This is a genomic window from Streptomyces sp. NPDC002476 (assembly GCF_042889785.1).
In the GTDB taxonomy this organism is placed as follows: Bacteria; Actinomycetota; Actinomycetes; order Streptomycetales; family Streptomycetaceae; genus Streptomyces.
Genome location: NZ_JBIARH010000086.1, coordinates 1 through 6,937 on the forward strand (window position 1 = coordinate 1; position 6,937 = coordinate 6,937).

Consider the following 6,937-nt stretch of genomic DNA (forward strand, 5'->3'; position numbering starts at 1 on the left):
TCCGACAGCCGCTCACCAGATGACTTCAGCTGACCCGCTCTTGGCATACCAACAACAACGACCAAATTGCCCTTAAGTTACCGGTATTGAGGCTAACCGTGCGCCAGTTCGGGCCGGTCTCCCGGGCGATCTCCGAGAAGGTCGCGCCCGTCTCCATGTAGGGCCCGGAAACGCCGCAGTTCCAGCCACAGTTCCGGTTCCAGCAACATCCGCTGCACGAAAGTTCAGGCAGCCGCGGGGCGCGAAGCATCGCGCTGAGGTGAAAGGAGGGTTGTCGCCGCGATACCCCCGGCAAGGAGGAACAGGGAGGCGGCGGCTGCGACGAGGGAGGGCGCTTCGTGCAGGGGCCAAGTCCATGGATAGGGGCGGCCGCCGGGGCCTAGTCCGATGAGTGCGCAGAGGACTGGCACAAGTGCGACCGTCAGTGGGCCGTACAGGCGACCGGCGAAGTATTGGACGATGAGCCCGCTGCCGAGGTATCCGAGGAAGTTCCTTGCCGCGGCGAGGGACATGGAGGAGTCCGCAGCGTAGGCGGCACCGCAGCCGAGGGCGGTGGCCAGCAGCACAGTTGTTGCCAGCATGCCCGCCTGGTAGCTGGCCACGGGGCGGACTGCGGTGGTGTCGTAGACGCGGGGGACCCGGTTGAGCGCGTACAGGGTGAGCGCCGCAGGGATGGCGGGGAGTACCAGAGCTACGGGGATTCCAGCGCTCATCCCGGCAAGGAGGGACGGGATGGGGACGACGGAGCCGCCCATGAGTGGCACCAGCAGCATGGTGGCGGTGAGGACGGCGGCGGTGAGGGGCGTGGCGTGTGCGCGGTGCCACCAATTCACGATGCGGCTGCCTTGGTATAGGACGCGGGTGCGAGGTCGGGCAGGACGGCGCAGTCGTGGACGGAGCGCATGTTGCGCTCGTACCAGGCGCGCTGGGCTTGTGCGGGCAGGGCGCGGATCTTTTCGGCTAGGGCGATGGCTTCGTGGGGCCAGCGCTGGGCGAGGTCGTTCTTGGGGACGCCGCCGGTGAGGGAGAGCCAGGCGTATATGGCGGTCATGGCTTCTTCACCGGGGTATGCGGCGCCTTGGCGCAGGGCGCACGGAGGTGGTTCGTTGGGCAGAGGGCTGGTGGCGATGTTCGAGGCGACCTTGGCCTTGTCGGGGCGGGGGTCTCCGAACTCGACCTGTCTGGCTGGAGTGACTCCGACGGTTGCCAGTTGGGCAACGGTCTCGTCGGCCCAATGGGTGATGTTTGCTCGTTGGGTGTTCTGTTCGGGCCACAGGCAAATCTGCGGGTTCTGCCCCGAGCAGGTGCGCAATGCAGTGTCGCGGGCCTGGGTGCCGTGGAAGTCGAGAGGGACGGCCAGGGTGAGCGCCACGGCGGTGGCGACTGTGAAGCCGGTCAGGGACAGCAGGGGGCGCCAGAGGCGATGGCGCAGGGCTGTGCTGAGAACGACAGCGGTCACGATGGCCAGGGAGAAGGTCAGCGTGGCTGCCATGCTGCGGATGGAGGGTTCCTGGTCGAGGCCGCAGCATTCGGTGACGCCCTGTCCGTTCAGGTGGCGTAGCCAGGGCAGACCACCGAGAGCGGCTGGCCAGAACCCCCACAAGTAGCCGAAGAGCAGCATGGCGGTGGCGCCGAGGAGCTTCGGCATGCGGGCGCCGACGAACCAGCCCAGCGCGATGTGGGCCAGGATCACGCTGTAGGAAACGGCGAGGATCGTCGGGTTCGGGAAGCCGGACGGGGACGCAACCGAGGTCATGATGACGGCGAAGGGAGCGATCATGGTGATCACTCCGAGTACGGCGATGGGGCCCAGGTGCAGGAATGTGATGCTGAGCATCCTGCGGGCCGGGGCCAGTACGGCGATCCCGCCTTGTTTGATCCGGGCTGCTTCCCAGGCAGCCCCCGCCCCGCACGCAGCGCTGATGAAGCCGATGACGATGGTGGTCTGGGAGCTAACGGACGGCCAGTAGGCGATCGTGGACTCGGTGTTCTGGGCGCTGAACCAGGCCAGAACCGGAACCAGAACCAGAGCGGTCCACACGGCCGGGCCCGAGCGCAGAAGCGTTGTGGTGCGCATAGTTCAGATCTCCCCTCGGACCAGGCCGCGGTAGGCGCTTTCCGCACGTCGCTCGTACGGGGTGCCGACGGGGGCTGTGGAGAAGAACTCGGGCACCGATCCCCGGAAGACTGGCCGACCGCGGTCGAAGACGACGACGGTGTCGTAGATGTCGGCGAGGTCTTCGGTCTGGTGTGTGGAGACGATGAAGTGCACCGAGCCGCTCAGTTCAGCGAGCAGGTCACGGAAGACGCCGCGCTGAACCGGGTCGAGGCCCGCGGTCGGCTCGTCCAGGAGGACAACCTCGGCCTGGTGCACCAGCGTCTGCGCGATACCCAGGCGTCGCAGCTGGCCTCCGGAGAGTTCATGGCTCTTACGGCCGCCCAGTTCTGTGAGTCGGACCTGTTCCAGTGCGGTGGCCGACCGGTCCCAGGCATCGCGTTTGGACAGGCCTTTCAGCCAACCCACGTATGCGGCCTGCTCACGAACCGTCAGGGCCGGGATCGCCTTTACTTCTTGTGGCAGCCACCCCACCCTCTGCCGGAAAGCCCGTCGGTCCCGCCGCCGAACACTGTCCACGCGCCTCAGGGTGACGCGCCCCGACGCCGGGACGAGCGAGGACGCACCGAGCGAAAGCAGCGTCGATTTCCCCGCCCCGTTCGGGCCGAGCAGGACTGTGCATCCTCCAGGGAAGTCCATCGTCAGGCCCTCAAGCACAGGAGTGCCGGCCCGGTAGGAAAACGAACAGTCCGTGAAACGCAGTGGCACGCAAACTCCAGGTGAGTGATGACTACCGGCCCAGACAGTGTTACGGGGTGACCGGTTGCAGCCTGCCACCCCGTAACACCACGATCCGGTCAGTAACCCACAGTGACCTTAGAGACGGTGAGATAGGCAGACACGGAGTCCTGCCCGTTCAGATTCGCGTAGTGGAAGTAGTAGGTGCCCGCGGCCTTGCCACCGAAGCTCGACGTGTCGCAGTGATTGTCGTCCCTGTTGACAACCGGGTCGGGCAGCCCGGCGCGTGCCTTCTTCAGCTGGAGTCCCGCATAGGTGAACCTGCTGTTGTCGACAGAGCAGCCGGAGAACTTCACCGTGGTCGAGACACTGTCGCTGTTGTTGTCCGTCCACTGGCGCGAGTCTTTCCCCGGCAGCCACCCGCTGATGCTGCTGGTGTAACCGCCCTCCGCGAACGCCGGTGCGATTCCCAGCACCCCGATCACCGCGGCACTTGTCGCAACAGTTGCTATCCGAGACGTACGCACAGATCCCCCCTCGTCGGGCCCGGACAACGAACCTGAGCCAATCCATTTCGTCTGCAAATTCGCATCGCGAAAGTACGGCAGCTCCGACCCGAGTGCTCCGAATATTTGTGCCACCCATGTCGCTCGCCCCAGCTCACATCCTGTGACGATCACTTCTGCCTACCAGTCAGGTGAGATACGTAAGCGAGCCATGACGGGCGAACTCTTGTCGACACTCGAAATTCGTTCCACTTGGTCATCGATGACGCTACGCAAATGGCAAGTTCCATGCGCGGCGAGGCCACTTCGCTCCCTCATGCGGTGCTGCACACCCTCCCTCCACTTCCATAGCGCGACCGGCGCCCCCACCAGCCCCTCCGACCATACGGAACGTCTCCCTCAGCTTGAGACAATCAAGAATTGAGGCACGCGAGAACACTCCGAGTAACCCTCGGAGGGAAAATTGATCGGAAAGGGCGTCCCAAAATTACTCAAGCATTGGCCAGAATTGACAACCTAAGTGCTGTCCCGTAAATGATCTACGGCATGCTGGTTGATCAGCGTTGTTTCCCGGTCGTCCGGCGAGGGTGAGGTTGTGGAGGCGAGCGATGCCGAGCATGGCGTGGTGAACGCCGTCGCCTTCAAGGCGGCAGTCGCGGAGGATCTTCCAGGTCTTCATCCGGGCGAAGGCGTGCTCGACGCGGGCGCGGACCTTGCGGTGCGAACGGTTGTGCTCTTCCTTCCAGTCCGGGAGTTCGGCCTGACCCCGTTCGCGGCGGTGCGGGAGGGCGCCGGACAGCTCCCACGCCTTGCAGTCGTTGCGGTTGCCGGGCAGCGGCAGGCCGACCGCGACGACCAAGCGGGTGTCGGCATCGATGACGACCTGGTGGTTGGTGGAGTACTGGTAGTTCTTCGACTTCTCGGCGACCAAGTGGTCCCGCGTGGGGACCAGGGTGCCGTCCACGATCAGCACGGTGTCCTTGCGGAACCGCTGGCGGGGCTGGAGCGCGAGCGACGGGCCGAAATGGTCGACGATCCGGTCGGCCGCGGACTTCGACACTCCGCACAAGGGGGCGAGTTGGCGCAGGGTGAGGTTGGTCCGCCAGTACGCGGCGACCAGCAGGACCCGGTCCTCCAACGGCAGGCTCCAGGGCCGGCCCTTGCGGACTGGGTCGGCGCCCCCACGCCGTAGCGCGGTGACCAACTTGCCGAACTGCCGAGGGCTCAGCCCAGTGAACAGGGCTATCCAGGACGACTCCGACGCCGTGATCACACCAGCCACGGGCCGGCAGCGGCCGGGAAGACCACCGCGCTGCTCCGCGTCGGGCGTGCCTGCCACCTCGCCCACACCCAGCAGCACCCGCCGGCCACCACCACGCATGCACCGGTGCCGGTCGCCTATGTACTGGTCCCGCCCGGGGCGACCGCGAAAGCACTTGCGGCCGAATTCGCCCGCTACCTCGGCATCCCCGTCACCGCCCGGATGCCCCAGGCCCAGATCACCGACGCCGTCTGCCACACCTACAACAAGGTGGGCGTGCGTCTGGTGATGATCGATGAGGTTCACCGGCTCAATCCCCGCACCACGACCGGCGCGGAAACCGCGGACCTCCTGAAAGACCTCAAGGCTAAGGGCTGTCCCGTAATCCGTGGTGGACCAGCGCGCGGCGTCGGATGCGGTGCATCGCAAGGCGGAGGAACGTCCGCATACTGGACGTATGCTGATGTTCCGACAACGCGGCGAGGTGCCGCAGCTGACGCCGCGCGCCCGCCGGGGATTACGGGACAGCCCTTTTAGCGGCCCCGGCCAGGGCCTTCGCCCCTTCCGGGACCCGTACGCCGTCGACGAAGGCTGACGGCCGACGCGCCACCTCTTCCGGGCACGAGCTCAAGCGGGCGGCGTGACCGGGGACCACACGCCCATCCTGATACCCGATAAAGGCGGTGCGGAGAATGTCGGGTGACCGGGGCCGGTGTCGCCGCACGATGGGGGGATGGATGACACGACCTTGGTATCCCGTTTCCTCCGCGATGGCTTCGTGAAGTTGGAGGGCGCCGTCGCGCCGCGCGTGGCCGCGGACTGCGCGCGGCTGCTGTGGCGGGAGACGGGCTGCGATCCGGACGACCCGTCGACGTGGAATCGGCCCGTGCACTGGGTGGCCGGCATGGCTCAGGGCCCGTTCGCCGCCGCACCCAACTCCCCTTCCCTGCACCACGCGTACGACCTGCTCGTCGGCGCGGGACGCTGGGAGCCGCGCTACTCGCTGGGTACGTTCCCGCTGCGCTTCCCGCACGAGGAGGAGCCGGACGACGCGGGCTGGCACATCGAGGGGAGCTACCTGCCGGAGGGCGAGAGCTGGTACTTCACGAACCTGCGCTCCCAGGGCCGGGCGCTGCTGATGCTGTTCCTGTTCAGCGAGGTCGGTGAACAGGATGCCCCGACCCGGATCCGGGTCGGCTCGCACCTCGACGTGCCGAAGGTGTTGGAGAAGTACGGGGAGGACGGGGCGAGCGGGCTGACCCTCGCGCCCGATCTGGTGGCGGCGTCCGACCACCGGCCACTCGCCCTCGCGACCGGGTCCCCGGGCGACGTCTTCCTGTGCCATCCGTTCCTGGTGCACGCTGCGCAACCGCACCATGGGGTGCGGCCGCGCTTCATGGCGCAGCCGCCGCTGATGCCGGCCGCGCCGTACGAACTGGAGCGGGCCGATGGCGCGTACTCACCCGTGGAGATCGCGATCCGCCGGGGCCTGGGACAGGACACCCCCGGCCCGGACTGGGACGGCACCGACCGCAGCGCCGGGTAGACGTGCTTCACGACCATCGCCGGCAAGGTGGCCACGAAGAGGGAAGAGGAAGGAGACCGGGCATGCTGGAGCTGGATGCTGCTCAACGGCACGGGTGGGAGCAGCTGGTGGCCGCGCAGCAGTGGCCGCTGGAGAACACCCTTGGACTTGGGCCGGCGGAGCAGGCTGAGGCCGCGCACATCCGTCAGGCGTTCCTGGTTCCGCAGGACCAAGCCGTATATGTCGGCGAAGAAGGTGCCCGGACAGACCGCGAAGGACCCGTTGCACCGTACGGTGAGCCAGGCCCGCATCGACAAGAACCGTGCGCTGCGGCTGTCAAGCAGTGCAAGCGGCACTGGGGGCCCAAGTACACCAATGGTGGCAAGGAGGGCGACGAGTACCCGTTCGCCAGTACCTACGAGGGGGCGGCGGAACCCGAGTTCGACTGGGGCGTCTTCGTCAGGTAGTGCAGGCGCGCCGTCCACCCGCGCCGGGCGGTGGCGGGGGTGGTGATGCCGCCCGCGAGTTCGTCGAGCCGTCGGGCGACCAGCTGGTGGCCCTGGGCGCCCCGGGCGCCGTAGAGCCCGAAATCATGCGTGCGCTCCGGCATCAGTCCTCCTGGGGCATGTCGACGAAGCGGCTGTAGTGCAGCTGCGCGGCGGCGGAGATCGTGGCCCGGGGTCCGAACCGGTACGGGACAGCGCTTACGGACAGGCCCCGAGCAGGAGCGAGGGAATTTACCGGGGCGTGACCCACCTCATGTGCCCCCACGGATCTCCGGTCCGGGGGCGGGGGGGCGGGCGCCGGGGGGGGGGGGTGGGCGGGGGGGGGCGGCGGGGGGGGCGGGGGCG

Annotated in this window: 6 protein-coding genes and 2 pseudogenes; 2 read left to right on the forward strand and 6 right to left on the reverse strand. The window is 67.3% G+C overall.

Annotated features, from left to right (window positions below; all coding sequences use genetic code 11):
- Positions 1–224: 224 nt before the first annotated feature.
- From ACFYXM_RS36635 to ACFYXM_RS36655, 5 genes and pseudogenes are all read right to left on the reverse strand, one after another.
- A complete protein-coding gene (locus ACFYXM_RS36635; RefSeq protein WP_389296128.1) occupies positions 225–833 on the reverse strand; it encodes a hypothetical protein in 609 nt (202 codons plus the stop codon).
- Complete coding sequence (locus ACFYXM_RS36640; RefSeq protein WP_389296130.1) at positions 830–2,077, reverse strand: hypothetical protein; 1,248 nt, start codon at positions 2,075–2,077, stop codon at positions 830–832. Before ACFYXM_RS36640 ends, ACFYXM_RS36635 begins: the two co-directional genes overlap by 4 nt.
- 3 nt (positions 2,078–2,080) lie before the next feature.
- Positions 2,081–2,755, reverse strand: coding sequence for an ATP-binding cassette domain-containing protein (locus ACFYXM_RS36645; protein WP_389296132.1), 675 nt, complete (start codon positions 2,753–2,755; stop codon positions 2,081–2,083).
- A gap of 158 nt (positions 2,756–2,913) precedes the next feature.
- On the reverse strand, positions 2,914–3,279 hold the full coding sequence (locus ACFYXM_RS36650; protein WP_389296134.1) for a hypothetical protein: 366 nt from the start codon (positions 3,277–3,279) through the stop codon (positions 2,914–2,916).
- A 598-nt stretch (positions 3,280–3,877) separates the two neighbouring features.
- Positions 3,878–4,582 (reverse strand): annotated as a pseudogene (locus ACFYXM_RS36655) (transposase); the annotation flags it as partial.
- On the opposite strand from ACFYXM_RS36655, the pseudogene ACFYXM_RS36660 reads away from it, so the two are divergent.
- Together ACFYXM_RS36660 and ACFYXM_RS36665 are read left to right on the forward strand one after the other, a co-directional pair.
- Positions 4,583–4,924, forward strand: a pseudogene (locus tag ACFYXM_RS36660) (TniB family NTP-binding protein); the annotation flags it as partial.
- Positions 4,925–5,294: 370 nt separating this feature from the next.
- Entirely contained in the window at positions 5,295–6,107 is an 813-nt protein-coding gene (locus tag ACFYXM_RS36665; protein WP_389296137.1) for a phytanoyl-CoA dioxygenase family protein, read from the forward strand.
- Between the two features lie 394 nt (positions 6,108–6,501).
- Here ACFYXM_RS36665 and ACFYXM_RS36670 read toward each other — a convergent pair whose 3' ends face one another.
- Entirely contained in the window at positions 6,502–6,696 is a 195-nt protein-coding gene (locus tag ACFYXM_RS36670; RefSeq protein ID WP_389296140.1) for a hypothetical protein, read from the reverse strand.
- Between the last annotated feature and the right edge of the window lie 241 nt (positions 6,697–6,937).